Consider the following 26,322-nt stretch of genomic DNA (forward strand, 5'->3'; position numbering starts at 1 on the left):
TCTATTCTTGTTATTTTTTATTTCAGTTTGCGAAAATACAATTATCTGTGAAATAATAATACTCACTTCCTTATAATTTCATTTAAAATATTGATTTTTTGACAGAAATTAGTCCAACAGAATTAATTTTACCAATTCAATCTTCTTGTCGGTGGCTTCTTCAATAACAAATTGGAAGTTTTCCATGGTAATTTGGTCGCCTTTTTGCGGAATTTCTTTAGAGAAATCAACAATAAATCCGCCTAAAGTCCCGTAAGAATCACTCTCGGGAATGTTTAATTTATAGGTTTCGTTGAGATATTCCACATCCAATCGGGCCGAGAGCAGGTAGGTGTTGTTGTCCAATTGTTTTTCGATAAGTTCCTCATCGGAATCGTGTTCGTCTTCAATTTCTCCGAAAAGTTCTTCCACAATATCTTCAATGGTTACGATACCCGAAGTACCACCGTATTCATCTAAAACCACCGCCACACTTTTTCTTTTTTTAGTAAGCAAATTCATCACTTCTTTAATAAAGATGGTTTCGGGGACAAATTCCACCGGAATCATAACCGATTTGATGGTTCTGGGTTTTTTGAAGAGTTCAAACGAATGCACATAACCTACGATATCATCCATAGTATTGAGGTAAACCAGGATTTTGGAATACCCGGTAGTGATGAATAATTGGCGCAAATCGGCTACCGAACTGTACAAATCCACAGCGACTAATTCCGTTCTGGGTGTCATGATGTCGCGTGCTTTCACACCCGAAAACTCCAGGGCGTTTTGGAAAATTTGGATTTCGGAATCGACCGTTTCGTGGTCTTCGACCGAGTTCATTTGTTCGGTGATGTAATGGCCCAACTCGGTTTTGGTAAACGATAAGTTGATTTGGTCGCCTTCTGTTTTAAAAAATTGTTTCAGAATAACATCGGAAACCCAAATCATAAAGGAAGAAATATAGTAAAACAGTCGGTAAAAAAAGTAGGCCGGCAGTGCAAAAAACTTGAGGAAACTGTTGGCGTAAATCTGAAAAAAAACTTTGGGTAAAAATTCCGAAGTCATTAATACAATGATGGTGGAAATAACCGTTTGAAAGAGCAAGCTCGATAAATCAGTCAAAGCCAAACCGAAATGGGTGAAGCAACGCATGAGCAAATCGCCCATAAAAAAACCATAGACAACCATGGCTACGTTGTTGCCAACGAGCATGGTGGCGATAAATTTCGATGGTTTTTCGGTGAGTTTGGTCAGGATTTTGGAAACAAAATCGTCCTGTTTTTTTTCAATCTCCAGATAAATTTTATTAGAAGAGATAAAGGCGATTTCCATTCCGGAAAAAAAAGCGGAAAGTATCAAACACAGAATGATGATTCCGATTTCCATGGGTTATGGTTTTTTGTTTCGCTCTTCGAATTTTTTGGCAAAATTTCTTCTGAAGAAAAACAGAAACACACAGCCCAAGGCAAAAAGCCCCATCAAAATCGCTTTGTTGTTGTCGCCTTCCTGCAGTTTCAAAAACGCTTCCACAGCAAAAAGAATGGCAGCAATAATGTAAGCGTACGAGGTAAATTTTAAATAGTTCATGTTATTCTGATTGGACTTGTCCTGATATTTTTTGTGAGTTTACTTTTTTGAAATCTTTGCTAAAATCGATGCCTTCACCGTAGGAAACGCCTTTGGGTGACGTAAATTTAAACTTTTTTTCGGTAAAAAACCATTCGTTTTTTTGGTCGTAATACAATTGCTCGGTTTCCAACTGTTCACCACTTTGATTGGAGATTTTTACATTCCCTCTCAAATCAATAAGATTGGTGTTTTTATAGGAAACGGCATAATTCGCATCGATATAGGTTTGCTTTCCCTTATTGTCATACAGTGTTAGATGCATGCCTTTAGGAAACTCGGTGTACGGAAATTGTACCGTGGCATAATCCAACATTTTCGGACTGATTAAGTTGGCGGTAATGCGTCCCGAATCGGTGTATTTTAAATTAATCGAATCGGCATCACCACTGGGAGCAAATTCGGAAACCCCCATTTTTTGAACGTCTTTAAAATTGCTTTCGCAACCAATCATCCACAGGCTAAGACCTAACGCCAAAAAACGGAAGCTATTTAGGCAATAACGATTCATTTACTTGGCGGGAAAGGTGATGGTTTCATTAATCCAACAACCAATAGCATAGTCTTTACCGGCCAATTTGGCTTTGTTGATGTCCGCCTGAGTCAAGGCTTGGGCTTTAAAATCGTCGGCCATTTTCTGAGCAGCAGCCTTCAGTCCCGGATCAGCTTCACCGGCTTTCAAAGCGGTCTTGACCGCCAAATAGTAAATGGCTTTCTTTTCAAAATCATCTTTGCCGCAATCTTTTTCCGGGGCATAAGAGTACATTTGGGCTAAGAACAATAAAGCCCGACCCATTTTAGGATCGTTTTGAACAGCCTTGTTTAAATTTTCTTTCGATTTCGCCATATCGTTGGCCAAAATTCCGGTGCCGAGTATGTAATAAATCTTCGCTTTTTTAGCCGGGTTGGTTTCTAAGTTGGCCGCTTCATTATAGTACTGTTCGGTTTCGGCAAATTTTCGTTGTTTGATAGAGGCTAAGGCCATGTATTCTGCCGAATTGGCCGTGGCTTTGATGCGGTACAGTTTTTCGGCCATACGCGCATAAATAGGATTGGCACTGCATTTAGCGGTTAGGGTAGAGAGGGCTTTATCCAACCAACCAGCGTTGTCTTTATTTTGTTCAAATTTTCCTTCGTAATATTTGGACAGGTTTTCACAAGTCATTAATTCACGGGTTATCGATTTGAGGCTGCGCATTGCGGTTTTGTATTCGGTGGCTTTGTCGGAATGTGTAGTTTCCAATTCGGTAAGCATGCCTGAAGCCAAGCTGTATTTGTCTATCAGGAAGTCGAATCCGTATTTACTGTCGCCTGTTTTGTATTTTTCGTGACACAAACTAAAATAGGTAAAGATGGTGTTGGCATCGGTTATGCTTTGCGGAACTTTGGAAAAAGCACTGTGTAATAGCCCGAAAATTTCTTCTTTGGCTTCTATTTTATTGTTGTACAAGGCCATGGCCTTTTTGACTTCAAAATCAGGAACGGCATCAGGAAAATTTTTGTTGTATTGGTCGTACAATTTCATCATCTCGCGAACCAAGGTCTCTTTTTCTTCGGCAGACGCGGCATTATCTGTTTTGTATTGTAGTATTTCAATACCATCGGTGTAAATGGTTTCACTTTGCTTGGGGCAATTTTTTCGTACTTCATTCCAACTTTCAAAAGCCGAATTCATATTTTTAGCCTTGTAAAAGGCTTGGTATTCGGCTGTTTTTGATGTGCAATCAAATTTTTGAGCGTTGGTCACTGCAAAAAGCAGTAAGGCAACTAAGGAAAAAATTGCTTTCATAATAAAAATGTTTAATCAAATTTACGCTTTACAAACCATTTATCACTAAAAGATAAACCGACACTGATGTTAAAATAGTTTTCTTCCACCAAATTGTAATACTGGGTACCTCTTTTGCCCATTTCCAAACCAATGTTGATTTTTGAAAAAGTACCGCTTAAAGGCAAACCAAAACCTAAGGTAGCAGCAAAGTCAGTTATGGATTTATTCTGAATGACCAAACCGGTATTTTCGTAACGAAGACCGGCCCGATACGTGATTTTCTTGAAATAACTTGAATACGAATTGTAATTCGGGATGTAATAACCTCCCAAGCTGTAACGCACCGAGTTTTCAAAAGTAGCGCCCTCAATATCCACAAAACGATTCGACATTACACTGTTGTTTATTAAGGTCACCTCTCCGCCTACTAACCATTTTTTTACTTCCCCGTAACCGGTTCCTATGGCCAGCTTTGAAGGCAACTTTATTTCGGTGTCTGCGACGTCAATATCTTGAGATTCTACCACGCTGGTGGTTCCTGATGTAATCAAGACTACGGCTATATTTCTGGAATTGTTGAGTCGTAGGGTGGATTCCGGAGTGTAAGCCAAACTTCCGAAAAAAGTGTGCTTACTGTTTACTTTTGTTTGATAAGTAGCTCCAAAATCAACATTAAAGCCTTGTATATCGGATTCGTTTTTTTCGCGAGTACCGTTTTCTACTAAATCAACACCGGTTTGATAGCGTAAATTCTGGGTTTCGATGGTTCCGAAATTATACTGAATGTCGGCTCCGATATTGATTTTTTTGGTTAACTGATACCCAATTCCGGTAAACACTTTATTAACACCTCCCACTCCGGTGTATCTTGAATACACGGGACTGTCGCCCTCTGTTAAATCTTGAATTTTGTAGCCCACAGAAGAATAAGGGACTAATCCTAAACTGAACCCGAGTTTTCCTGCCGGTATCCCTACGGCCAAATAATCTAAAGAAGTTCTTCTTGCTTTGCCTTCGTCGGTTTCGGTTTGAAATTTAGTAGTAGCATAAGTGGCACCTACAGAAAACGCAGTTAGTTTTAAGCTGGCTAAATGGGCCGGATTTTGCAAATTAATATGAATACTATCGGAAAAAACATTCAAACCACCCATGGTTCGGGTATCTACGGCGCCTTTAAATTTAATGTCACCGATACCATAAAAAGAATAAGGCGAAGAGGTTCCTTCTTGGGCTAAAGTGGTAAGAGATAAAAGCAAGCACAAGCTTGCCGCCATTTTTTTAATCATTTTTGATTGTATTGAAAAGTTTGGTTCAAACTTTCAAGCAGAAAATTTGAATGGGCAAATATGGTATTTTTTAATCGGTTAGCCAAAAATTCTGCATCACCACCCGTTAAAATTATGATAAATTTAGCGTATTGGGCTTGGTATTCGGCAATGAAGCCTTCAATTTCGTGAAGTACACCGCCAATAACGCCCGAATGAATCGACTCTGAAGTAGAATGACCAATGAAATTTTCCGGGGCCTGACGCGTCAGTAAAGGCAACTTGGCGGTAAACTGATGTAACGCTTCATAACGCAATCGGATACCGGGCGATATGGCACCGCCCCAATATTCGTCTTTCTCATCAATAAAGTCATACGTGATACAAGTGCCGGCATCAATGACCAATCGGTTCTGACGGGGAAATTGCAATACGGCACCGGCGGCCAACACCATGCGATCAATGCCCAACGAATTTGGAGTAGCATAGCGGTTTTTAAACGGAAACTTGGTTTGAGGCGTAATTAGGAAAAGTTTCGCTTTGTCTTCAAAGGAAATCCAAGCAGCCGGATCTAATTTTCCCACCGAAGCCACTGCTATAGTATTTATTTTGGGGTGTTTTTTTAAAATAAAATCAATTTCATTTTCCACCATCTTCAAGTCGAAGACAACTACATCCAAAAGGGTATTCTCTTCAAAGACAGCGGCTTTGATTCTGGTATTTCCAACATCAACGGCTAACAGCATACAGTCATATTTTATGAGGCTAAGGTACGAATAGATTTTTTTTATTATTTGTTTTGGATAAATTAAAAATCGTTCTATATTTGCACCCGCAACAACGCAAGGTACCTTAGCTCAGTTGGTAGAGCAATGGACTGAAAATCCATGTGTCCCTGGTTCGATTCCTGGAGGTACCACTTTAAAAATCCGTAATACACTTGAAAATCAAGTGATTACGGATTTTTTATTTTGTTTTTGTACGGTTTTTGTACGGTGTTTTAAATATAGTTTTAGAAAATATTAATTATTGAATACAAACCTTTTTTGCTTGTCTTAGCTTGTAAATTCCATTCTTGATACAATGGAAGCATTTCACAGAAAACATCGTTATATGGCTTTGCATAGCCTTCTTTTATCATAATTTCGTTCAAAACTCTACCATCATTTAAAATAAGATAGCCTAAATGTCTTCCGTATTTATCAACTAAATTATTTTGTTCCTGTACTAATGTGCAATAATCACCCAAATTAACTTGATCTTTTAAAAAGTTAAATGATAAATAACCTAATTTGATTAATAGTGCAGCTGGAACTTGCAACTCTTTTTCATCTTGTTTTATTTTGTTACAATAATTTATTTCGGGTGCATCTATACCCAAAAATCTAACTTCAAATTCCTTTTTTGAAATAATATCTTCTAAAATAATTCCATCACCATCAACAAACTTTACAATTTTGAGAAGGTTTTTTTTAATCGTTGTTTCTTTTGCGTTAAAATGCATTATTTTACCTTATTTAATATGTTGTAAATCAATACTTTACGTTGTAAATTTAAATGAAATTTTTCACAAAACATAATTATTTTTTTTAAGCTTATGGCTCAACAAAAAGGACATGTTAAATATGTCGGGACGTTAGGAGAAGTTCGTCACTTCAAAATTAAAGGTAACACTGGTTACTATGCAGGATTAAAAGGTGGACCAACAGGAGAGCAAGTAAAAACCGCTCCGGGTTTTGTTCGTACTCGTGAAAACATGTCTGAGTTTGCAGCATGTGCAATGGCAGGAAAATCTGTTAGAATTGCTTTATCAGCTTTAATGAAACAAATGACTGATAGCCAATTTACAGGTAGATTAACTGCTATTATGAAAAAAATAAATATTGAAGATGGTTCAGAAGCCAGAGGACAAAGAGCTGTCTTGGTTTCACAACAGCCTCAATATTTAAGAGGATTGGATTTTAATAAGAACATTTCTTTTAATGGTATTCTTAGTGCTCCATTTACATTAACTGCTACAGTTGATAGAAACGAAAGTACTTTATCATTACCAGCTTTTAATCCGTTGAGTTTTTTAAATGTTCCATCAGGAGCCACACATTTTAGAATTATCAATGCCTTAGCTGCTGTATCGGATTTTGTTTATAATCCCGCTACAAGTGCTTATGAGCCTGCCGAACCAACATTGAATGAGTTATCAGATATTGCCTATTCTGCTTATACTCCTGTTAATGCTGTGACTTCATTAATTGATATTACAGCAACTTTGCCAGGTTCTCCAACCTTAACAACTAATATAGCTGTTTTAGGTTGTGTTGGTATTGAGTTTTATCAAGAAGTTGGAGGAAATTACTACTTATTCAATGCAGGTAACGCAATGAAAGTTCAAGAAGTATTCTAAAAAGACCATCAGTTTGCAAGTTTGCAAAGTCTGCAATGTTGCAAAGTAAACCCTTTCGAAAGAGAGGGTTTTTTATTTTGCACTCATTTATCTATAATCCGCACTTATATAGGGGTTATAGTGCATTTAAGTACGGAATATCTACGAATTAAGAGAAAAAAGAACAACCGTTTTTTTATCCATTCCACAATCGCAAGGAAGCCCGAACCTTTCCATTCAAAAATCAACATTCGGATTGGTTAAAATTTGAGCTGTTTTTTTTGAAAGAATGCCTACCGCTAAATTTCAATCGGAGTGAAAAACGTCTGGCATTATTTTAAAAAAAATTGCACCCTAAGGGGTTTGGGGAAATGGGAGATTTCCCCTACTGAACTCTACCTAGTGCGTTGGCAGTAGCGAAACAAGGGTATAGTTTTTTATTTGCTTTACGGTTTTTTCTGATTGTTTTTATTGACGGCTTGATGCTAGATTGGTCTTTTTAAAATCGGGGTTGTTTGTTTATTGAATTGTTCTACGACATTGTATAGCATCAAGACGACTTAAAAACAATTTACTACCAATGTTCTGGCAAATTAAAAACTATACTCTTGTGGGCAAATTTGATTTTTGAGGATGCCTGACTTGTCTTTTGAAATGGGTATTTTCTATTTACCACAAATGTTGTTGTGATACGTTATGGCATCTTCAAAAAACAATGAAAATACTGTTCCTATTTCGGGTGGGAGCGTTGGCTGAGCGGATATTTTACATAATGAAATTATAGTTCTAAAAAAAAACCATCGAAAATATTAACGCTTTTTTTTGAACTATAATGTTGCCTTCATTATGTAAAATAGCTTGGGAGTGGTTTTTAGCGTTGGCAAGCTCTTGTTTTTCGAGCGTTGGGAAAGTGCAGGGCTTTTTTTGCCTGTTTTATGTGCGATGGGGTTGGGAAAATAAAACAGGCAAAAAATGCTTTGCACAGCATGGGAAAAAACAAGTGCTTATTGCGCTGGGAGAAAACCACTAGAGCGTTGGCAGAGCGTTGGGTTGGGTGGGTGAAAATACGTCAGCGATAGCGTTCCTATTTCAATATTATATTAGATATTTATAAAATGTAAGTACTTTTGTAAATATTTAATTAACTGTAAGAATGAACAATATTACTTTTGTTATATCTCCATTAGAAGAAGCTGTAGATAGTATATTAGAATTAATTGACGATAATTTTAATAAAAAAGATGATGATAATTTTATTGAGCAAGAACTGTACAAAATATTTGATGAATTAAAAGAAGATTTATGGGTAATTATAGAATATCCATATGTTGATAAGATATACAGAGATAGCTATTATACATACTTTGCTTCTAAGCATAATCATTATTATAGAGATTGTTTGAGAGTTTCATTTTTTTCCGACGAAATAACAAATGAACATTTTAGAAATGAAGAATTAGTATCTGAGTTAAATGAAAAATTTTTAGGATATCTAGTAGTTAGACCAACTTTTACTTGTCCTATTGGTAGGTCTTTAATTAGTAAAGACGCTTTTGAAGAAAATAATTTCATCACTTGTAACTATAAAGGAAGTGTATTAGTAAATGGTGTAAAGTTAACCGTGGAAGGCTATCCACATAGCTCACAAGACACAGAAAGCATATCATGTGCCGAAACAACTATATGGAGTGTAATGGAATATTTTGGTAATAGATATCCTGATTATAAACCAACAATGCCTTCAAATATAATTAATGTATTAAATAAATTTTCTAAACAAAGATTATTACCTTCAAATGGTTTAACAGTTGATCAAATATCTTTTGCTTTAAAGGAGTTTGGTTTTGGAACAAGTATATACGCAGAAGACGATGCCTTTGAAAATGAATTAGATAATATTATAGCCTATTATATTGAATCGGGTATTCCTGTAATTGCCGCAATTGAAAATGAAAATATAGGTCACGCAACTGTAATCATCGGACATGAATATGATGATGAATATGATTTTGGCACTGTTAAAACCAGAGAGTTAAGTTATTCCGATGAAATTATTAACTATATTGATTATACGGATTTACCAAAAAAATATGTTGTAATAGATGATAATTTAGCACCTTATAGGTTAATTGATTTGAATAATCCTGTTGAACATTATGAAGATGATGATTTTAAAGGAGCAACGATAGAGTCTATAGTCGTACCATTATACAAAAAAATCTATCTCGAAGTTATAAATGCCAGAAGTTTAGCAATAAGTATAATTTCAGATGCAAATTTTGGTTATAAATTTAAAAATGGTTTTGTATTCAGGTTCTTTCTCACATCTAGTAGATCATTTAAATCTCATGTAAGTAAATTAAAATCAAACGAAGATATATTGATTGAGGCATTGGTATTAGCTAAAATGCCAAAATTTATATGGGTTGCTGAAATATATGAGAATAATAACTTTAATACTGGTAAAGCTGATGGTTTGATAGTTATTGATGCTACAGAAGCTAATAAAAACTTTATAGATTCATTATTATTTGCAGGTTATCCAGATAAAATATTTGTAAAAAGTGAAAAAGATTTTGTAGATTTGCCCTATAATTTAGATTTTTACACTAAATTTAAAAATAATTTAAAATAAAATGAGTACCAAAAAAACAATTATTTCTTTAACTGATATGTTGAAAGACCTAAAAAGAGTTGAGAGCGCAAAGCTTATCGAGTCAAATAGTCGTATCAACACATTAATGAAAGAAACTGTTCGAGAATTTAAGCAGAAACAAAATGTTTCTATAGAAAAGTCATCACAAATTGTTTTGAACGCATAAAAGATATCAACATAAATCCAAAAAAAGAGAACTAATCGGTTCTCTTTTTTTATTATTATATAAGCTAAAAGTATTAAAACTAAATTAAATCAAACCTCTTAATTGAGGTTTTTTTTGGTTTAAAAAAAATATTAACGAAATAAAGCAAACAAAGAATTGATGCTAGGAATACTTGGACTAGGAGCGATTTTTGTGCAGATGAATGAGGTAATATTTATTGTTTTCTCCATTCGGATGGTTCTATAGGATTATTGTCTATCCATAAACCTATTTTATTCTTTTTAGCATTATCTTCAAATAAAGCTAGTTCTTTTGACTTAGAATATCTTTTGTAATGCCACCCCATACCTGCTTTTATTATTTCTGCCGATAAATATTTATTATCTACGTCATAATAAATCATAGCTATTGAGCGACCATATCTATCTGTATCTGTAACCACATATTTTATTGTTTTAAGATATATTTGGTCTGATGTGAATTGTTTTGCTTTTGTACCGAATGGTTGACTTTTTTCTGGGCAATCAACTTCAGCTAATCTTAATGTAATTTGATTATTTAAACTATCTAAAACAACAACTGTATCACCGTCTTTAATTCCGACAACTTTAGCCGTTAATGTTTTTTGACTGTAAATAAAATTAGTTACAAGTAAAAATAAGAGTATTTTAAAACTGTATTTCATTATTTAATTACTTGTTTAATTAAACTCATAATATATTCTAAATCGTTATCGTTTTCAATTTGTATTTGATATTCACCATTACCTCTATGTCCAATATTTGAAACATCTTTTGCTATATTTTTAGGGTCATTTATTGAACCAAACTTTGCATTGATAAATATTTTCAATGCTTTTTTTTGCATTTCAATATCTGTAATATTACTACCTTTTTTAAAAGCAATGTAGGTTTTTTGGGGAAGAATTTCAATATTGTCAGCTAAATTAAGAATAGAAGATTTAAACTTTTCATATAACTCAATTGTTGCATCAGAACCATTTTTAAAGTGATCTTCTTCTGCATAAACTTTTATATTTTCTTTTACTTCTTTAAAACTTTCATTATTTTCCAAGAGTGGTTTAATACTTTGTGCGGCATTACTTTTCTTTATACTATTTACACTTAAAATATTATTTTCAAATTGCTTTACCTCCCATAATTCAATACCCAAATCTTTAAAGTCACTAGCAGATATTTGGTTTTCAGTAAAACTTGGCGAAACAAATGCAACTCTAGATTGTGTCCAATCAACGTCTTTACTATGTAATGTTTCGTTTAATGTTTCATTGTATGTTAATATAAATTCTGCTCTATTTTGTAGCATAATATTAAGATAAGTTAAACCTTGGTCGACAACACTATAATTTTTATCTCTTTTATATTCTATTATTATAAAAGCTTGAGATTGCTTGTCAAATGCTAAAGTATCTATTCTTTTGTTTTTTATTGAAAACTCTGATTTAACTAATTGTAAACCCATTATTTCAGACAAATTTTCTTCGAAAATATTTTGAATATCCTTCTCCAATTTAAAAGAATTTTCTTTTAAAGATTTGATTTTTGATGCATTTGAAGAGTTGTATAATTTCATTTTTTTTTAGTTTGTATTTTTATAATACCTTAATGAGGATTTAATTAATTAGAGATTCAAATTTGAATTTAAATAACTAATCATAACATCTTTGGTTTTAAGTTTTTGTGAAATAATCGTTGTTGATGATGTACCTTCTTTTACATATGAGTCTGCTAGACTGAAATGTATTTCAGATGTATTTTCATTATCGCTTGGAATTATTAATGCACTAATTGTTTTGTTCTCATCTTTATTAGACTTTAACATTTCATGATATGAATACTGCTTATAATTCAAATGGTCAAGTACATCATAATACTTAGCATCAAAAATGTATTGTAAATCATCATCTATAAAGTAATGATCTGGTTCTATAGTAAAATTGTTTATAGATTTATCAACTTGAAAGGTTTTTTTAGAAAATCTAACTTTCGAATTAATGTTTTCTGTCTCAAAATACAGATTATTATCATTGTCTATATGAGAGAAGTGATTATTCAGATAATGCCCTATCATTTCTTCCCACACTAGATTGAAATATTTAATTTTTACATGAATATCTCCTCCTTTTTTATGACCTTCTATTTCTGTAAAATAATTAATCAAATCACTTATCAATCTCTTATTAATATCTTTAAACACCTGATTTTTATATTCTTGCAATTTTCTAATAACAAAATCTATATTTTCTAAGAAGTCAAATGTCGTTTTTTTGTGATTAGTTTTTGCTAGTTGAAATAAAAACGGAAATCTTTCTAGAGTATAATCAATTACAAATGCCATACAGTCACTAATAAAAACTTGTTTTGATTTATTTTCTTTAATATAGAGTGGTAAATGTATAAGGTTACCATTGCTGTATATTTTATGAGATTTTCTTATTGTATCTTTCCATGATATTTTTCCTTTATAACCAACTTTAGTTTTAGTTATTCTCTCATTATAAATACCAAATTGCTTAAAATAGTTGTAAACAGAAAAAAAAGAAGCAAAAGGGTAATCAGATTCAAAATCTAGTTTTTCACCTGCAAATTTTGTAGCAGTTGATTTCCTATTAAAAATATATTTTTGAATTACATCAAATAATAAATGAACATCCTGTTCACTACTATTGTTGTCTTTTTCATTTTCTTTTAAAAGATTATTTGAATAATAGTGTTTAGGAAATACTACTAACGTTTTGTCTTTCTTGCATACAAGCCCTACAAAGTCATACACTTCAGAATTAATATCTTTATTTTTAAATCTTGTATCCAAACCTTGAACCAACTCAAATTCTTTTTTTGTTGATTCAAAAATAAAAGTACCGTCTTGACCTAAAAATATATCTTGCATAACTTTTATATTAATAATTTACTATTTCAAACAATCAAAAAAATCAACTGAGAAAATATTTTTATCTTCTTCGAATAAATCATATAACTCAGAAAAACTTGATATATCTTTAGAGAAAAGATGTATGTTTCTTTTAAACGATGCTTTATGAATATCGCTCCAAAGAAATTGTAGTAATTTATTTTGAATTTTATATTTTATTTGTTCATCACTTTCATTAGACGAAAATTCAATAAAAAACTGACCTATCTGTTTATCCTCACCTAAATCAAGATAATCTTTGTGAGATATAAACTTATTTAAACCTTTATAAAATTTAACCCATTCAATTTTTTGTAATTTATTTGAATTGTCACAAATATTTAAATTTACATTGTTTAAATATATATCACCTTTTTTTACAGGTTTAGTACTAACATATTGCCAATCAAATCTTCTTTTAAAAGCTGTATCCATAACAAATACATTTTGATCGCTAGTATTTACTGTGCCATAAATAAATAAATTTGGTGGTAATTTGATTTTGTTATCAATAATAGATGTTATGTCTTTGGCAATTATATCATTATTTATAAAGTATCTACTATAACCGGCTAAAGGTCCTTCTTGAACCCTATCTAACAACTGGAATATATCACCAAATATTGCCGCAACATCACCTCTTGACATTTCTTCTAAAATCAAAAAAACATTTATAGAAGTGTCTTGATATGCCTTTTCTAGAGCTTGAGTGAAAATACCTTTTGTAAATTCATAATTAATCTCTTTTTCACCATCAGTATTTGTTTTTACACTGGGAAGTAGTTGCCCAATAAAGTCCGAATAAGTATATTCGGGATGAAAAGTTACACGAAAAATATTATCATCAAGGATATTATCAGTTTTAAGCATTTCGTCAATTAAAAAACTTTTACCTGTGCCAGGTGTACCATAGTATATCTTTTGTATCATGAGTTGTATATTTTTTTGAAATAATTTATAAATGAATCAACCGTTTCGCTATTTTCATTATTTACAATTTCATTAATATCTGATTCGTAACCGTTCAAATAAGAAAGTTTTAATGCTGGAAATTGTCTAGATAAAAATTCGTATCTATCACTAGTACCGTCTTTTAATCTATTTCTACCTGTATGAAAAGTAACCTTTTTTGTTGTTTCATCTATTGAAAACCAATTATTGTTAATAGAACCACTTAATCTAATTAATTCCTGATTATATTCTTCAAGACTATTAAAAGGAATAAAAGAATTGCTATTTATAATATCAATGTAATGTAAACCCATGTTTAAAGAACCTCTAATTGTTGCAATTTTAGAATCTTGTAAATCATCCTCATTGGTATTAATTATATAGACAGGTTTATTGAAAATGTCGTTGCATATTGAATCAACGCAATATTTATTAAAAATGTTGTGAATGCCACTATAAGCTTGTTGTGACAAAAACATATTTCTTGCAATGGAACCTGGAGAAATAAAAAATACATACGCTATTTCAAAATTACTATCCTCATCTACGATTAGTGCAGTATGCATATTTCTATTATCTTTTGTATTACCAACAATTATACTCTGTAAGTTAAACTTACTATTGTAATTGTTTATTTTAAAAATTATATAACTGAATAATTCCTCTACATTTGAAATATTTATATTTTGCCAAGTAGATAAACTAAAATCTGTAGACTCAAATTTTTTAAATAGTTTTTCAGAAATAATTAGACTTGATTTCATATTTCAAAATTTTTTATTAGCACTTCATTTTTAGCATAACGCCACCCAGAAGTACCTGCGTTGACAATTTTAAAATTGTGTTCTTGTATCCATTCTATAAGCATATGATTTGTTTTATCTCTGTGATGTAATACGTTAGAAAGTATAAATTTATAATTTAATTTGTCTAATTTAGTAAGAATACTCAACAATTCAATTTCTGAGTCACCATTCCATCCTTTCATACCTCTCTTACCATCATTATATGCTGCACTTGTAATAAAGTAAGGAGGGTCAAAGTAAAAAACTGTGTCCAATGGATAATCTTCCCATTTTATGTCTGTATAGCAACCGTTTTTTAATACAATATTATTTATGTTAGTTTTTGTTTTGAAATTTAAAATACGATTTTTTATATCATCACTATATCCAGCTACTCCAATAGGGGTATTAAATTTTTGTGAATTATTAAATCTTATCATATTTTGAAAGCCATACATATGTAAAATATATAATAATAATGCTTCCGGTTTTTCATTATTGTAGTAATCTCTGAGTAATAAGTATTCTTTTTTGCCTCTCTTTGTGAGTTTGAATTTTGAAATAGTATTTTCAATACTACTAACAATATCTTTTTTATCATTTAATAAAAGCCATTCTACAATACCGAAAACTTTATCATTTATTTCATTATATACTATTTTATCAGTAGTAACTACATTTGCCCCAACATTAAATGCACCACCCATTACATCAACGAACGTTCCAATATGTTTAGGCATTTCTTTTATAATATTTGGTAATAATGTGTCTTTACTGCCAGAATAATTTAATGGTGACTTAGTAAAGTCAATTTCTTTTTTGAAATATATGATTACTTCTTTCAAGGTATCACCATTTCTTTTATTGCTTGATCTGTGATTTTGATATTCTTTATAATTAACATTCTCAACATGAACTATATTATCAATTGAAAAAAGTTTAGCTAATTCAACTAACTCCTCAAGTGGAACTATACTTTGATTACTATAACTGATTAAAATGTGTTTGAATTCTGATTGTCTGAATAAATCTTCAAACTGTTCTAATGCAAATTGTTTCCTGCTGTAAAGAGAAATGTATTTACTTTTGTCTCTTTTACCTCCAACCCCTTTGATATCTGGAAAGTCATATCTTGCTACAGTTTCAAGAACGTGGTATGCTGATGCGTATTGTGTTACAGAATATGGTGGGTCAATATAAAGAATATCGCCTTTTATTTTTCTGATAATAGAATTGCTATCCTCATTGTATATTATGTTTGAAAATTTAGTTTGAACTTTATGAAATTCAAGAGGTTCAATATTAAATTCTTTTGTAGCTCTTGATTCCCAAAATTTAAAAAATGCTTCATAAGTGCCAGAAGTGTTTGAGACTTTGGTTATACTTTCTAAAAGAGATGCTAGTAGAAAAAAATATTCGTTTTCATTTATTACTAAATCACGATACAATTCTTCAATACTTATCCTTATGCCATCTATTTTAAGACCATTATTTTCTGTAAAAAACATTCTATTACCGATTGGCGTATAGTTGTTGTATATAAAAAAATGTTTGTTTTGCTCATATTTTTTTTCATTTAACCAATTAAAAATACAAGTATGATATTTAGAGTTAAAATTTTCAAATTTAGGAACATCACTATTTAATAATTTGGCACGATTGAAAACATACGAATAATACATAAAATCATTAGAAATGATATTATATTTATTTTTAAAATAATCACCTACACTACCAGTCCCCGCAAATAAATCTGCAAAAATTTCACCTTTAATTTTGTGTTTATTGATAACTTTTTCAATAAAATGAAGAAGCTTTGTTTTGTTGCCTATGTATCTCATTTATAGTTGCTTATATAGTGCATGTAAATAGTATTAGAAATCTAACAAAAATAGTAATTAAAAACTTATTTATTGGCTTGTTTGTTGATTTTCGTATATATCCCATAATCAGGCTGTTGTAAGTATCTTCCTAAACATGATTTAAGAAAGTTACCCACTGAACGCTCTCCAATATCAAACTTTTTACCGATTTCAATTGCTTCTTTTCTTTGGAATTTATTAGGTAATGCATCAAAGAATTTCTTTTTATTTTCACCTGATTTGAATGATCCTTGTTCTCCTTGTTTTGGTAGATTAGTAAACATTATTACACTGTGTTGAATGTAGGTTTTTGTTAGTGTTAATGCTGTTTCAAAATCAATATCTGAACAATAGATTTCTTTGTGATAATCATTTGTTGCAAACTTTCTTAAAGCTGTGAAAATCATGCAAAAACGATATAATATCAATCCTAAACGCTTAACTATACTTAGGGCATCTTCACTGACAAACGTGTTTATTTGTTCTAAAAACGAACTGAAAATAGGGTTAAATCTATCCCATTGTTCATCAGTTAAATGTAAAATTAATTCGTCTCTTTCGTAAAACTCTACCAACTTTAAAACTAGTTTTGATTGTGTTGTGAAATAGTCTGTTAAGTTTACAGGATTTCCTTTTGGTGATGGGTCTAACCAAACTGCATCGGTTTTAAAAACATAGAATATAAATCGACTAAACAAACCATCTTCTGCTGATGCAATGATATTAAATACTTGTTTTGGTGTTCCTGACAAGGCAACTGATAATTGTGGATTATTAACTTCTATATATTCTCCATCTGTTTTAATACTTTTTGATATTTTTTCGTGATGAAATGATTTTCTCAACATATCCGAATACGAACCCCACTCGTTTTTAAAAGTTTGTCCTAATGTATCTGCTTCGGTTTCACAAATAATTCCTCTACCATCGTTCCAATCTAAGTGCTGCATTATTTTTGCATTACTTGTATTAGCCGGAATATAAACAACTTTAAATTTTGGAGGCATTGGCAATTCTTGTCCTGGTTCTAGTTTACCTTTTCCTTTTAGCATTTTATAAGCTGATAATTTTTCATCATAAATCTTTTTATCTTCTAATGAAAGTGCTAATGTTTTATCGTGATATTTATCTGCTAATGATTTAGCAAATTTCAACGCTCCTTTTCCTGAAGCTGCTGGAGCTAAAATGAAAGAAAACAAACTTGGATAAACAATACTTCCACTATACAAACCTGATACATTAGGTAAACAACCTGAAAGAATTGCCAATGCTCCTGTAAGATATACATCTCTTTCTCTTTCTTGTGTAAATACTTTACAGCTTTCAAACAAAATAGGCGGTAAATTATCGTAAACCGATTGTGGAATTATTGGAGTTGCTTTTAGACAATCTTCATAATCTTCAAAACTACTTTCTACTCTTGTTTCGTTGGCTATTATAGAACTTTGCAGGTTTGCAAAGTTTGCATACTTTGCAAAGTCGGCACTTTGGTTTCTGTATGTACTGTTTACTGTTGCTTTTATTTCTCTTTCCTCTAAATCAAAATTATTTAAACAGAAATTCAATGTGTCTTCTTCGTAAATACCATATTTATTTGCATTGCAGGAGAATAGGAAAATGAAATTGTTTCTGTTACCATTGTAATACTGTTCTTTGTTTTCTGTGAACTTTAAGCATTTATCTAATAATTCATCCGTTGTAAGCTTGTGTTTAACTTCTCTTATTGGTTCTGAATTTAATGGTTTAACTTCTTCCTTTACTTCAAAAATTACTGCATTTTCATTTAAAAATAAATCTGTATCACAAGAAACAAAACACAATCGGGTAATGTCTTTACATTTTGCATCAAAATCATAACCTGATAACTCTTTATAAAAATTTGCGATTTGATTGTAAACTGTTGTGTGTTGTGCTGCATTTGAATTGACTTTAATGAATACTTTTAAACCTTCGTTACTTGGACTTATAAATGATGCGAACGTGTATCTACAGCCATTTACAAGCGTTACAAGATTGTTTATTTCGGTTAATGGTATATCATCAAAATCTAAACATACTACTTGTGAATAGGTTACAATATTTGCTTTTGTTCTGCTTTGTCCAAATGTTCCAGAAGTTGTAAAGCCTAATAACCCGTTTTTGATTTCTTCGGCTGTTTTTTCATCTCCTTTATGCAAAGCATATCGTATAGAATTAATTTCACTTTGGTATTTATCGGATTTGATTTCTTGAAAGACATCTATAAGATTTCTTTCTCCTAAGTTGTGTTTGAACTCTTGATAAACACTAACCATCAGTTTGTTATTTGCTATCTGTTCCATTGTTACTTAGAATTATAGTTATCATTTAGTAATTTTTGAATGTCTGAAAGTCTGTAATAGATTTTATTACCTACTTGAGAGAACTCGATAATTTTCTTGTTTCTCCATTCCTGTGCTGTTCTTTTACTAATGTTCATTAGTTTCATAAATTCACCGTTATCAAAAAACACATCTTCGGGATCTAATTTGCCACCTATTTTCATTTGTGCAACTATTAAGGCAACACTCTCGTCTAACCTTTTTAATACTTTTTCGGCATCGTCATAAAAATTATTCATAGCTTACTTTTTTAATAGGGTTAAACATTCCATTATTTCAGACTTTTTGTAGTAACGTCTTGCACCTATACCATAAGCTTTAACTTTACCATTGTTTGTCCATGCCCATAAAGTGCTGCTATCAATTTTTAGAAATTGGCAGGTTTCTTCTCTGGTCATTAATTCTTCTGAATTGTCTTTTGTTTGAATTTCCTTTTGAAGTTCAATAATACCGTTTCTAACGGATGTGCCTATTAGCTGTTGAAGCTGTTCAACAGTTAGGGTTTGAAGTAAAATTGCATTGTTTTGCATATCCTGTATTTTTATTGTTATACAGGACAAAGGTTGTTGGGCGGTCGTGTTGTGGATTGAATGAAATCGTGTGTTTTATAACACGGTTGTTTTGAGCTATTTTAAATTCTATTATAAATACCTTCTCTTAAATCATTATTACCTAATTGGCTCTTAGGTTTTATTCTACTTATGTTAATATCAAATTCCAATAAAAAGTAAACAAACTGTATTTGTTGATAGTCATCAAAAATTAGTTTATCCTTTTTCATTCTGTGATAAACAAAACTGTAATTAGCTAAATTCTCATTACCGGTTCCAAATTCATCTAAAAGATTTTTGAATTTTATATAAGCACCAACGCTTGTGAAAATTCTAGGATATGGATTTTCTTGACTTGGTATTTTGCTTTCCGTTTCTTTACTTTCAACTTTTACTACTTCCGAGCTTTTGGTTGTAGGTTTCATTAAATCAGAAATTGATTTTTTCCTTGTTTGTTCTTCAACTTCATCTGGAGTTTGAAAAGAATTAAATTCTTCAATCCTGTCCCAAGCTATTGAAGTTATTACATCACAATCATGGCAAAACGCTTTATTGTTGTATGCTTTTACATTTTCAAAGTTTGTTTTATCATAATCAACTCTGATTTGTTCTGTTAGTCCCCAATATTGCCCAACACGTTTACAGTTTTCATAATTGTAATTTTCTGATTTTCTTGTGAAATAAAACAACTCTGTAAAAGCAGTATTAAAATCAAAATGTTTGTAATCGTTTATTGTACCTGACATGAAAGCTTCCAATTTGAAAAAAGCATCATTAAGTTTTTTAACTACTTTATCATAATTCAATTCGCTATCGTTAGGAATATCAAGGAATGATTTATAAGTGAAATAACTATTTACATCACAAACCCCTTGAACAAAGTCTTTTAAAGGTTTGTAATCATAACCTAAATTTTCAATAACACTTTCAAATTGATAACGCTCTAAATCTTTAATATCACTGTTTACTAATTCTTCAAATAACTCATAGTATTCAGTAAAAAGAAAATTTTTAGTGATGATTTCTCGTAATTCTTCAAACTCAGTATTTAATGGGTCGGGAGTTGTTAAAGCGTTAAGATAACCTGCAATGATTGGATTGCATTTACTTAGTCTTTTTTTGAATTTCTGAACCTTTTTAGTAGTTATAGTTTGTTTTTCGGCATCATCAGAACATAGAGAATAGTCAAGTCTGCCCAAGTCTCTTTCTTGCTGCTCAATGCTGAAAATTTCCATGTTTACAAAATCCAACAGGAAGTCTAAAACTTCCTGTTCTTTATCGCTTAACTTACCCATCAGTTTGCGTAATTATTTAAAAAATGTGAAAGTATGAAAAACCTTTAAAATTTAAAAGTAATTTGTTAGCTCCATTGCTATATCCTTGTTACTCTTACCGATGTAAGTTAAAAACATTTGCTCTGTACTGTGACCGGTTACATAAATTAAATATGTAGTTGGAATAGTTCCATAAAAATTAGTTGCAAATGAACGGCGACCAATATGTGAAGATACTAATTTCCATTTCTCGTAATTGCCTGATTCTTTTCTATAGATTTTACTTTCTGGAGTGATTTCAACTTTTAAGCTGCCAGGTACAATATCATTTATTTTTGCTATTCGACATACTTCTTTTATGTATAGGTTGTATTTTTGATCAACAATAGGTTCAGGAAATTTGCCATTTCTTTTCTTTAAAATCTCTAAGACTTTTGGATGAAGCGGAACAGTCATTAATTTACCTGTTTTAACCTGTTTAAATTCTAATAAATGTTTACCTTTTTCAATACGAATATTTTTTTCTGTTAATCTCATAAAGTCGGAAATTCTTTGACCAATGTAACAACTAATGATTAACCAGTCTTTTGCATCTTCGTAATGAATATTGTATGATTTTACTTTTGCTTTTTCAATCTTTTCTAAGTCTTCAAAAGTTAAATAAATATTATCAACAGCTACTTGTTTGCTCTTTATGTTTCTCAATTGATTACTTGTTTCTAAACCATTTGATTTAGCATGGTTGCATATTGTTTTTATAAACTTGAAAGCTATGCCAATTGTATTAGGAGCATAGTTGTTTTCTAAACAATAGTTTTCAAAACTAATTTTGAAATCTGCATTTATATCTGTTATTGATAGTCTTTTTTTTGTGTGGTCGATATAACGTAAAATAAGCTGTTTTATGACGTTTACTTTTTTAATGGTATTCTTGGTTATGTCATTCTTTTTAAGCTCTAAATACTTGTCTAAATAAGCGATAAAGTCGGTAGGAAGTTGTTCTGGTTCAGCTGATGGATTGTAAAAATTGTGAATTTGGTTTTCTAACCATTTTTTATCAACGAAATTAATATCTGTATTATCAAAAGCTTTTAAAATAAATTCTTCGATTTTACCTATTTTTTCATTTACTTCATTACGCTGAGCAATTGCTTCACTATCTTTTAGTCTTTTATTGCTGTGTTGTTTCGACCAGTATTCTTTAGTTACCTTTATTTTAGTTGAAGCACCAAAAACAAAATCTTTGTTGTTGTGTCTAAAAAGTAATCTCAAAGTTAATGGGGCTTCTTCTTTTGTGGAGCGGAATAAAAAGTTAATTGTTGCCATCGTTTTTTATATTTTTAATTATACTCAAATATACAAAATTTGTACGATAGTTGTACGGTAAAGTCAAAATATATTCAAACATATTCAAAGCTATACAATATCAAATAACCTTGTAAAGCCTTGTGTTTGTTGGGTTTTGTAAATAAATTACAAAAAAATAAGGTGTTTTAAAAAACAGGGATTTTGGTAATATTGGTACTGGAGGTACCACTTCAAAACCCCGATAAGAAATTATCGGGGTTTTTCTTTTCAGGTTGGTGGTTTTTATTTTTGGGCGTTTCCCTCAGTGCCTTCGGGTCGGGTTTTCCGCAGTACACGCTCGCCTGCGGCAAGCGGGGTACTCGCTTCAACCCCTAACGCTACCTTATAGTACAATAAGGAAACCCTCTTTTGCCGGCTAAGAAAACCTCAAATTCCGGTTTAAAATCGCATTTAACACAAAAACCGACGGTATATTGTAAAATTTTCACTAAAATTGACGGTTTTTTATAATCAATCAATACAATGAGAATTAAATCTGCTCTTGCACTGTTTATATTGTGCTGCTTTTCACTAACAGCACAACAAAAAATAACAGTCGAAGAAATTTACACCGGGGCTTTCCGAGCCCAAGCCATGGACGAACTCTTCGCCATGAAAAACACCAACCAATATACCGTATTAAATTTTGACCGAAGCACGCGAAGCATGCAAATCGATTTGTATGATTTTGCGACCTTAAAAAAGGTAAATACGATTATTGATACCAAAAGTTTCCCGGAGTTGGCCAACGGTATCGACAGTTTTGTATTCAGTGCCGACGAAAAACAACTTTTGATAGCCAACAATTCCAATCCTATTTTTCGGCACTCTTTTACCGCTGATTATTTCTTGTATAATTTAGAGACTAAAAAGCTTTCCAAACTGTTAGAGCAGGTACAACAACCTACATTTTCTCCCGACGGGACCAAAATCGGTTTTGCCAAAGCCAACAATCTTTTTACCTACGATATCGCCTCCGGAAAAACCACTCCGATAACTTCCGACGGGAAGAAAAACAGTATCATCAACGGAATTACCGACTGGGTGTACGAAGAAGAGTTCGCTTTTGTCAGGGCCTATGATTGGAGTGCCGACGGCAAAAAAATAGCGTACATCCGTTTCGACGAAAGCGAAGTACCCGAGTTTTCCATGAACGTTTATAAAAAAGATTTATATCCTGCTGTTGAAACGTTCAAATACCCGAAGGCGGGGGAGAAAAACGCCGTTGTTTCTTTGCATATTTACGATGTGACGACCGGAAATACCAAAACGGTTGCTTTGGGGAACTATACCGATTTTTACATTGCCCGCATGAAATGGACGAACGACGCCAATGTGTTGTCGGCTCAAGTCTTAAACCGTCATCAGGATAATTTAGACTTGTTGTTCATCGACGGAACAACAGCCGCCGCAAAAGTGGTGTTAAACGAAAAAGACAAGGCTTATGTTGAGGTAACCGATAACCTGACTTTCTTAAAAGACAACAGTTTTATTTGGACCTCCGAAAAAGACGGCTACAATCACATTTATTTGTACGACAAAACCGGAAAGCTTAAAACCCAAATCACCAAAGGCAATTGGGAAGTTACAGCATATTACGGCTTTGACGAAAAAACCAAAACGGTGTTTTACCAATCGGTCGAAAAAGGGTCAATTCTCAGAGATGTCTACCGTATTGGTTTAGACGGAAAAAATAAAATTAAATTATCACAGCAAATCGGAACCAATTCGGCTACTTTCAGTCCGAATTTCCAGTTCTTCATCAACAGTTATTCCAGTGCAACCCAGCCAACCGTGTACAGCTTGCACCATGCCAAGGACGGAAAACAAGTACAGTCTATTATCGACAATAGTGCTTTGGCCGAAAAAATCAAAAAATACAATTTACCCAACAAAGAATTTTTTGAATTGACCACTGAGAAAGGGCACAAACTCAATGCTTGGATGATCAAACCAAAAGATTTTGACGCGGCTAAAAAGTATCCGGTATTTATGTTTCAATATTCGGGGCCGGGTTCACAACAAGTGGCCAACGATTGGTTGGATACCAATGATATGTGGTTTATGATGTTGTCACAGCAAGGCTATATTGTGGCTTGCGTAGACGGCAGAGGAACCGGTTTTAAAGGGGCGGAATTTAAAAAATGTACGCAAAAAGAATTAGGAAAATTCGAAGTCGAAGACCAAATCGATGCTGCTAAAGTTATCGGGAACTATACGTATGTGGATAAAACCAGAATCGGTATTTTTGGCTGGTCGTATGGCGGATTCATGAGCAGCAACTGTTTGTTTAAAGGCGCGGATGTGTTTAAAATGGCTATTGCAGTAGCACCGGTTACGAATTGGCGTTTTTACGACAGTATTTACACCGAACGCTACATGCAAACCCCACAAGAAAATGCGAGCGGTTACGACGATAATTCACCGATCAACCACGTGAGCAAACTCAAAGGGAAGTTTTTGCTAATTCACGGTACAGCCGACGATAATGTGCACGTGCAAAACAGCATGCAAATGATTGAAGCCTTGGTTCAGGCCAACAAACAATTTGAATGGGCTATTTATCCCGACAAGAACCACGGTATTTACGGCGGTAAAACCCGTATTCAGTTGTTTAACAAAATGACCGATTTTATCAAAGAAAATTTATAACAACCAATTCAAGACTAAAACCAATTTTATGAGTGAAACTACAGTAAAAACAGGACATCCAAAAGGACTTTGGGTACTCTTCGGAACCGAAATGTGGGAGCGATTCAACTTCTACGGAATGCGAGCCATTCTAACGCTGTTCATGGTGAATTCCTTATTGATTAAAGAAGCTGATGCCGCTATCATCTACGGTGGATTTTTAGCGCTTTGTTATTTAACACCGCTCTTAGGAGGATTCATTTCCGATAAATACATCGGAAACCGCTACAGCATCATGTTAGGCGGAACCCTGATGGCCATTGGTCAGTTTTTATTGTTTATTAGTGCTTCCACTTTTGATTCCAGTATCGGTAGCGCCAAACTGTTTATGTGGGTGGCCTTGTTTATTATCATCTTCGGAAACGGATTTTTCAAGCCTAACATTTCTTCCATGGTGGGTAGTTTGTATCCGAAACAGGAAAAAAGCAAGTTAGATTCGGCTTTCACTATTTTCTATATGGGAATCAACATCGGCGCTTTCTTAGGGCAATTCATTTGTCCGTGGGTAGGCGATGTAAAAGATGCCGAAACCGGAGTGCGTGATATTTTTGCGTTCAAATGGGGCTTTTTGGCCGCTTCCATTGCCATGGTTATCGGAACGGTTACCTTCTTTTTGTTGAAAAATAAATATGTGGTTACTCCCGAAGGAAGGCCTATCGGAGGGTTGCCTAAGCATAATATAGCTGACGATTTTGAAGAAGGAGAAACGCAAACCGCACAATTCAGCAGCAAAGCTATTGGAGTGGCTTTGGTTTTATTTACTGCTTTGTTTTTTGTTTTCCGATATATTTTGGTAGGGGAGTTTGGTTTTTCTTCTGTCGAAATGGGTCAGTTGATTAAAGGAATCATCTATCCGTTTATTTATTCTGCCGGTATTTCTTTGGCTTATTTGATTATGAGTTCGGCCGAAACCAAAGTAGAAAGACAGAGAATCTGGGTAATTTACATTGTTTCATTTTTTATTATTTTCTTCTGGGCGGCGTTTGAGCAAGCCGGTTCGTCACTTACCTTTATTGCTGATAATCAAACCGACAGGAATATTTTCGGATGGAATATGCCGCCTTCGATGGTACAAATCTTCAACGGAATTTTCGTAGTGATGATGGCTTTACCTTTCAGTTTGTTGTGGGATAAGCTGAGAGCTAACGGAAAAGAACCGGTTTCGCCTTTAAAACAAGCAATCGGTTTGGCTTTAATTGCGTTGAGTTATTTTATCATAGCACACAATGTAAAAGATTTAGGAAACTCCGGTTTATTAGCCATCAAATGGTTGATGTTGTTGTATTTTATCCAAACCTTGGGTGAACTTTGTTTGTCGCCAATCGGATTGTCTTTGGTCGGTAAATTAGCGCCTAAAAGATTTGCGTCATTATTGTATGGTGTATTCTTCATCTCCAACGCCGCCGGTTATGCTCTAGCGGGTTCCTTGGGAGCCATTATTCCGGCTACCGGAGACAAGTTTGCAAAAGCTGAAAAGTTAGGGATTAACCTTCAAGATGTTTTAGATAAAAAAATAACACTAACTCCCGAGCAAGTGGCTCTTTTTGAAAAAGAACAGTTGCCGTTGGAGAATACGTCATTTGCCGGATTCGAAATCCACAATTTGTATGAGTTTTTCATGGTGTTTGTAGTGTTGTGCGGTATAGCAGCGATTATCTTAGCGCTTTTATCGCCGCGCTTAAAGAAAATGATGAACGGCATCAGGTAATTTACATATCAAAATA

23 protein-coding genes and 1 tRNA gene are annotated in these 26,322 nt (G+C 32.8%); 6 read left to right on the forward strand and 18 right to left on the reverse strand.

Features of this window, described 5'->3' with window-relative positions; all coding sequences use genetic code 11:
* Positions 1 to 108: 108 nt before the first annotated feature.
* From QHT84_RS03675 to QHT84_RS03700, 6 genes are read right to left on the reverse strand one after another with little or no spacing between them, the layout of a single operon-like run.
* The gene (locus QHT84_RS03675) at positions 109 to 1,368 is read right to left on the reverse strand and encodes a hemolysin family protein (RefSeq protein WP_283238183.1); all 1,260 of its coding nucleotides are present in this window, start codon (positions 1,366 to 1,368) and stop codon (positions 109 to 111) included.
* 3 nt (positions 1,369 to 1,371) lie between these two features.
* Positions 1,372 to 1,569 (reverse strand): hypothetical protein, encoded by a 198-nt coding sequence (locus tag QHT84_RS03680; protein WP_283238184.1) that lies wholly within the window; start codon positions 1,567 to 1,569, stop codon positions 1,372 to 1,374.
* A 1-nt stretch (position 1,570) separates the two neighbouring features.
* Entirely contained in the window at positions 1,571 to 2,086 is a 516-nt protein-coding gene (gene lptC / locus QHT84_RS03685; protein WP_283238185.1) for an LPS export ABC transporter periplasmic protein LptC, read from the reverse strand.
* A gap of 33 nt (positions 2,087 to 2,119) precedes the next feature.
* Complete coding sequence (locus QHT84_RS03690) at positions 2,120 to 3,397, reverse strand: hypothetical protein (protein ID WP_283238186.1); 1,278 nt, start codon at positions 3,395 to 3,397, stop codon at positions 2,120 to 2,122.
* Positions 3,398 to 3,408: 11 nt separating this feature from the next.
* The gene (locus tag QHT84_RS03695; RefSeq protein ID WP_283238187.1) at positions 3,409 to 4,665 is read right to left on the reverse strand and encodes a hypothetical protein; all 1,257 of its coding nucleotides are present in this window, start codon (positions 4,663 to 4,665) and stop codon (positions 3,409 to 3,411) included.
* Positions 4,662 to 5,390 carry a type III pantothenate kinase gene (locus tag QHT84_RS03700; RefSeq protein ID WP_283238188.1) on the reverse strand — a complete coding sequence of 243 codons (729 nt, stop codon included), beginning with the start codon at positions 5,388 to 5,390 and terminating at the stop codon, positions 4,662 to 4,664. The genes QHT84_RS03695 and QHT84_RS03700 overlap by 4 nt, the downstream gene beginning before the upstream one ends.
* Before the next feature lie 100 nt (positions 5,391 to 5,490).
* Here QHT84_RS03700 and QHT84_RS03705 point away from each other — a divergent pair.
* Positions 5,491 to 5,563: transfer RNA gene (locus tag QHT84_RS03705), tRNA-Phe, on the forward strand.
* Between the two features lie 93 nt (positions 5,564 to 5,656).
* On the opposite strand, the gene QHT84_RS03710 is transcribed toward QHT84_RS03705, so the two are convergent.
* On the reverse strand, positions 5,657 to 6,148 hold the full coding sequence (locus QHT84_RS03710; RefSeq protein WP_262319152.1) for a thermonuclease family protein: 492 nt from the start codon (positions 6,146 to 6,148) through the stop codon (positions 5,657 to 5,659).
* A 93-nt stretch (positions 6,149 to 6,241) separates the two neighbouring features.
* Between QHT84_RS03710 and QHT84_RS03715 the strand changes: the two genes are divergently transcribed.
* The 3 genes from QHT84_RS03715 (at position 6,242) to QHT84_RS03725 (ending at position 9,846) form a co-directional block, all read left to right on the forward strand.
* The gene (locus QHT84_RS03715) at positions 6,242 to 7,045 is read left to right on the forward strand and encodes a hypothetical protein (RefSeq protein WP_051604507.1); all 804 of its coding nucleotides are present in this window, start codon (positions 6,242 to 6,244) and stop codon (positions 7,043 to 7,045) included.
* A 1,132-nt stretch (positions 7,046 to 8,177) separates the two neighbouring features.
* Complete coding sequence (locus QHT84_RS03720; protein WP_283238189.1) at positions 8,178 to 9,659, forward strand: cysteine peptidase family C39 domain-containing protein; 1,482 nt, start codon at positions 8,178 to 8,180, stop codon at positions 9,657 to 9,659.
* Position 9,660: 1 nt separating this feature from the next.
* Positions 9,661 to 9,846: a hypothetical protein gene (locus tag QHT84_RS03725; protein WP_283238190.1), complete on the forward strand. Its 186-nt coding sequence runs from the start codon at positions 9,661 to 9,663 to the stop codon at positions 9,844 to 9,846.
* A 214-nt stretch (positions 9,847 to 10,060) separates the two neighbouring features.
* Here the strand turns inward: QHT84_RS03725 and QHT84_RS03730 are convergent, their stop codons facing one another.
* From QHT84_RS03730 to QHT84_RS03780, 11 genes are all read right to left on the reverse strand, one after another.
* Positions 10,061 to 10,531, reverse strand: a complete 471-nt coding sequence (locus QHT84_RS03730) for a thermonuclease family protein (RefSeq protein WP_283238191.1) — start codon at positions 10,529 to 10,531, stop codon at positions 10,061 to 10,063.
* The gene (locus QHT84_RS03735; RefSeq protein ID WP_283238192.1) at positions 10,531 to 11,439 is read right to left on the reverse strand and encodes a DUF5655 domain-containing protein; all 909 of its coding nucleotides are present in this window, start codon (positions 11,437 to 11,439) and stop codon (positions 10,531 to 10,533) included. Before QHT84_RS03735 ends, QHT84_RS03730 begins: the two co-directional genes overlap by 1 nt.
* Before the next feature lie 48 nt (positions 11,440 to 11,487).
* Complete coding sequence (locus QHT84_RS03740) at positions 11,488 to 12,756, reverse strand: LlaJI family restriction endonuclease (protein WP_283238193.1); 1,269 nt, start codon at positions 12,754 to 12,756, stop codon at positions 11,488 to 11,490.
* 21 nt (positions 12,757 to 12,777) lie between these two features.
* Positions 12,778 to 13,707: an McrB family protein gene (locus tag QHT84_RS03745; RefSeq protein ID WP_283238194.1), complete on the reverse strand. Its 930-nt coding sequence runs from the start codon at positions 13,705 to 13,707 to the stop codon at positions 12,778 to 12,780.
* Positions 13,704 to 14,492, reverse strand: a complete 789-nt coding sequence (locus tag QHT84_RS03750; RefSeq protein ID WP_283238195.1) for a hypothetical protein — start codon at positions 14,490 to 14,492, stop codon at positions 13,704 to 13,706. Before QHT84_RS03750 ends, QHT84_RS03745 begins: the two co-directional genes overlap by 4 nt.
* Positions 14,489 to 16,354, reverse strand: a complete 1,866-nt coding sequence (locus QHT84_RS03755) for a Dam family site-specific DNA-(adenine-N6)-methyltransferase (protein ID WP_283238196.1) — start codon at positions 16,352 to 16,354, stop codon at positions 14,489 to 14,491. The genes QHT84_RS03750 and QHT84_RS03755 overlap by 4 nt, the downstream gene beginning before the upstream one ends.
* Positions 16,355 to 16,419: 65 nt before the next feature.
* Positions 16,420 to 18,696, reverse strand: a complete 2,277-nt coding sequence (locus tag QHT84_RS03760) for a DUF3987 domain-containing protein (protein WP_283238197.1) — start codon at positions 18,694 to 18,696, stop codon at positions 16,420 to 16,422.
* A 2-nt stretch (positions 18,697 to 18,698) separates the two neighbouring features.
* Entirely contained in the window at positions 18,699 to 18,974 is a 276-nt protein-coding gene (locus QHT84_RS03765; RefSeq protein WP_283238198.1) for a helix-turn-helix domain-containing protein, read from the reverse strand.
* A 3-nt stretch (positions 18,975 to 18,977) separates the two neighbouring features.
* On the reverse strand, positions 18,978 to 19,265 hold the full coding sequence (locus tag QHT84_RS03770) for a helix-turn-helix domain-containing protein (RefSeq protein WP_158981134.1): 288 nt from the start codon (positions 19,263 to 19,265) through the stop codon (positions 18,978 to 18,980).
* A 101-nt stretch (positions 19,266 to 19,366) separates the two neighbouring features.
* Positions 19,367 to 20,581, reverse strand: coding sequence for a hypothetical protein (locus QHT84_RS03775; RefSeq protein ID WP_283238199.1), 1,215 nt, complete (start codon positions 20,579 to 20,581; stop codon positions 19,367 to 19,369).
* 51 nt (positions 20,582 to 20,632) lie between these two features.
* Positions 20,633 to 21,886 carry a phage integrase SAM-like domain-containing protein gene (locus QHT84_RS03780; RefSeq protein ID WP_283238200.1) on the reverse strand — a complete coding sequence of 418 codons (1,254 nt, stop codon included), beginning with the start codon at positions 21,884 to 21,886 and terminating at the stop codon, positions 20,633 to 20,635.
* 504 nt (positions 21,887 to 22,390) lie between these two features.
* On the opposite strand from QHT84_RS03780, the gene QHT84_RS03785 reads away from it, so the two are divergent.
* Positions 22,391 to 24,559, forward strand: coding sequence for a S9 family peptidase (locus QHT84_RS03785; protein WP_283238201.1), 2,169 nt, complete (start codon positions 22,391 to 22,393; stop codon positions 24,557 to 24,559).
* Between the two features lie 28 nt (positions 24,560 to 24,587).
* Positions 24,588 to 26,306: a peptide MFS transporter gene (locus QHT84_RS03790; RefSeq protein ID WP_283238202.1), complete on the forward strand. Its 1,719-nt coding sequence runs from the start codon at positions 24,588 to 24,590 to the stop codon at positions 26,304 to 26,306.
* The last annotated feature ends 16 nt before the right edge of the window (positions 26,307 to 26,322 follow it).

Origin of the sequence: Flavobacterium sedimenticola (assembly GCF_030053345.1) — a bacterium.
Classification (GTDB): Bacteria; Bacteroidota; Bacteroidia; order Flavobacteriales; family Flavobacteriaceae; genus Flavobacterium; species Flavobacterium sedimenticola.

What these genes read in the sequence shown, in the direction of transcription:
- QHT84_RS03760 (WP_283238197.1), bottom strand. Translation starts at nt 18,696, where the DNA reads ATGGAACAGATAGCAAATAACAAACTGATGGTTAGTGTTTATCAAGAG.
- QHT84_RS03770 (WP_158981134.1), bottom strand. Translation starts at nt 19,265, where the DNA reads ATGCAAAACAATGCAATTTTACTTCAAACCCTAACTGTTGAACAGCTT.
- QHT84_RS03755 (WP_283238196.1), bottom strand. Translation starts at nt 16,354, where the DNA reads ATGAGATACATAGGCAACAAAACAAAGCTTCTTCATTTTATTGAAAAA.
- QHT84_RS03700 (WP_283238188.1), bottom strand. Translation starts at nt 5,390, where the DNA reads ATGCTGTTAGCCGTTGATGTTGGAAATACCAGAATCAAAGCCGCTGTC.
- QHT84_RS03735 (WP_283238192.1), bottom strand. Translation starts at nt 11,439, where the DNA reads ATGAAATTATACAACTCTTCAAATGCATCAAAAATCAAATCTTTAAAA.
- QHT84_RS03695 (WP_283238187.1), bottom strand. Translation starts at nt 4,665, where the DNA reads ATGATTAAAAAAATGGCGGCAAGCTTGTGCTTGCTTTTATCTCTTACC.
- QHT84_RS03680 (WP_283238184.1), bottom strand. Translation starts at nt 1,569, where the DNA reads ATGAACTATTTAAAATTTACCTCGTACGCTTACATTATTGCTGCCATT.
- QHT84_RS03780 (WP_283238200.1), bottom strand. Translation starts at nt 21,886, where the DNA reads ATGGCAACAATTAACTTTTTATTCCGCTCCACAAAAGAAGAAGCCCCA.
- QHT84_RS03675 (WP_283238183.1), bottom strand. Translation starts at nt 1,368, where the DNA reads ATGGAAATCGGAATCATCATTCTGTGTTTGATACTTTCCGCTTTTTTT.
- QHT84_RS03745 (WP_283238194.1), bottom strand. Translation starts at nt 13,707, where the DNA reads ATGATACAAAAGATATACTATGGTACACCTGGCACAGGTAAAAGTTTT.
- QHT84_RS03765 (WP_283238198.1), bottom strand. Translation starts at nt 18,974, where the DNA reads ATGAATAATTTTTATGACGATGCCGAAAAAGTATTAAAAAGGTTAGAC.
- QHT84_RS03720 (WP_283238189.1), top strand. Translation starts at nt 8,178, where the DNA reads ATGAACAATATTACTTTTGTTATATCTCCATTAGAAGAAGCTGTAGAT.
- QHT84_RS03740 (WP_283238193.1), bottom strand. Translation starts at nt 12,756, where the DNA reads ATGCAAGATATATTTTTAGGTCAAGACGGTACTTTTATTTTTGAATCA.
- QHT84_RS03750 (WP_283238195.1), bottom strand. Translation starts at nt 14,492, where the DNA reads ATGAAATCAAGTCTAATTATTTCTGAAAAACTATTTAAAAAATTTGAG.
- QHT84_RS03710 (WP_262319152.1), bottom strand. Translation starts at nt 6,148, where the DNA reads ATGCATTTTAACGCAAAAGAAACAACGATTAAAAAAAACCTTCTCAAA.
- QHT84_RS03775 (WP_283238199.1), bottom strand. Translation starts at nt 20,581, where the DNA reads ATGGGTAAGTTAAGCGATAAAGAACAGGAAGTTTTAGACTTCCTGTTG.
- QHT84_RS03730 (WP_283238191.1), bottom strand. Translation starts at nt 10,531, where the DNA reads ATGAAATACAGTTTTAAAATACTCTTATTTTTACTTGTAACTAATTTT.
- QHT84_RS03690 (WP_283238186.1), bottom strand. Translation starts at nt 3,397, where the DNA reads ATGAAAGCAATTTTTTCCTTAGTTGCCTTACTGCTTTTTGCAGTGACC.
- QHT84_RS03785 (WP_283238201.1), top strand. Translation starts at nt 22,391, where the DNA reads ATGAGAATTAAATCTGCTCTTGCACTGTTTATATTGTGCTGCTTTTCA.
- QHT84_RS03790 (WP_283238202.1), top strand. Translation starts at nt 24,588, where the DNA reads ATGAGTGAAACTACAGTAAAAACAGGACATCCAAAAGGACTTTGGGTA.
- QHT84_RS03725 (WP_283238190.1), top strand. Translation starts at nt 9,661, where the DNA reads ATGAGTACCAAAAAAACAATTATTTCTTTAACTGATATGTTGAAAGAC.
- QHT84_RS03715 (WP_051604507.1), top strand. Translation starts at nt 6,242, where the DNA reads ATGGCTCAACAAAAAGGACATGTTAAATATGTCGGGACGTTAGGAGAA.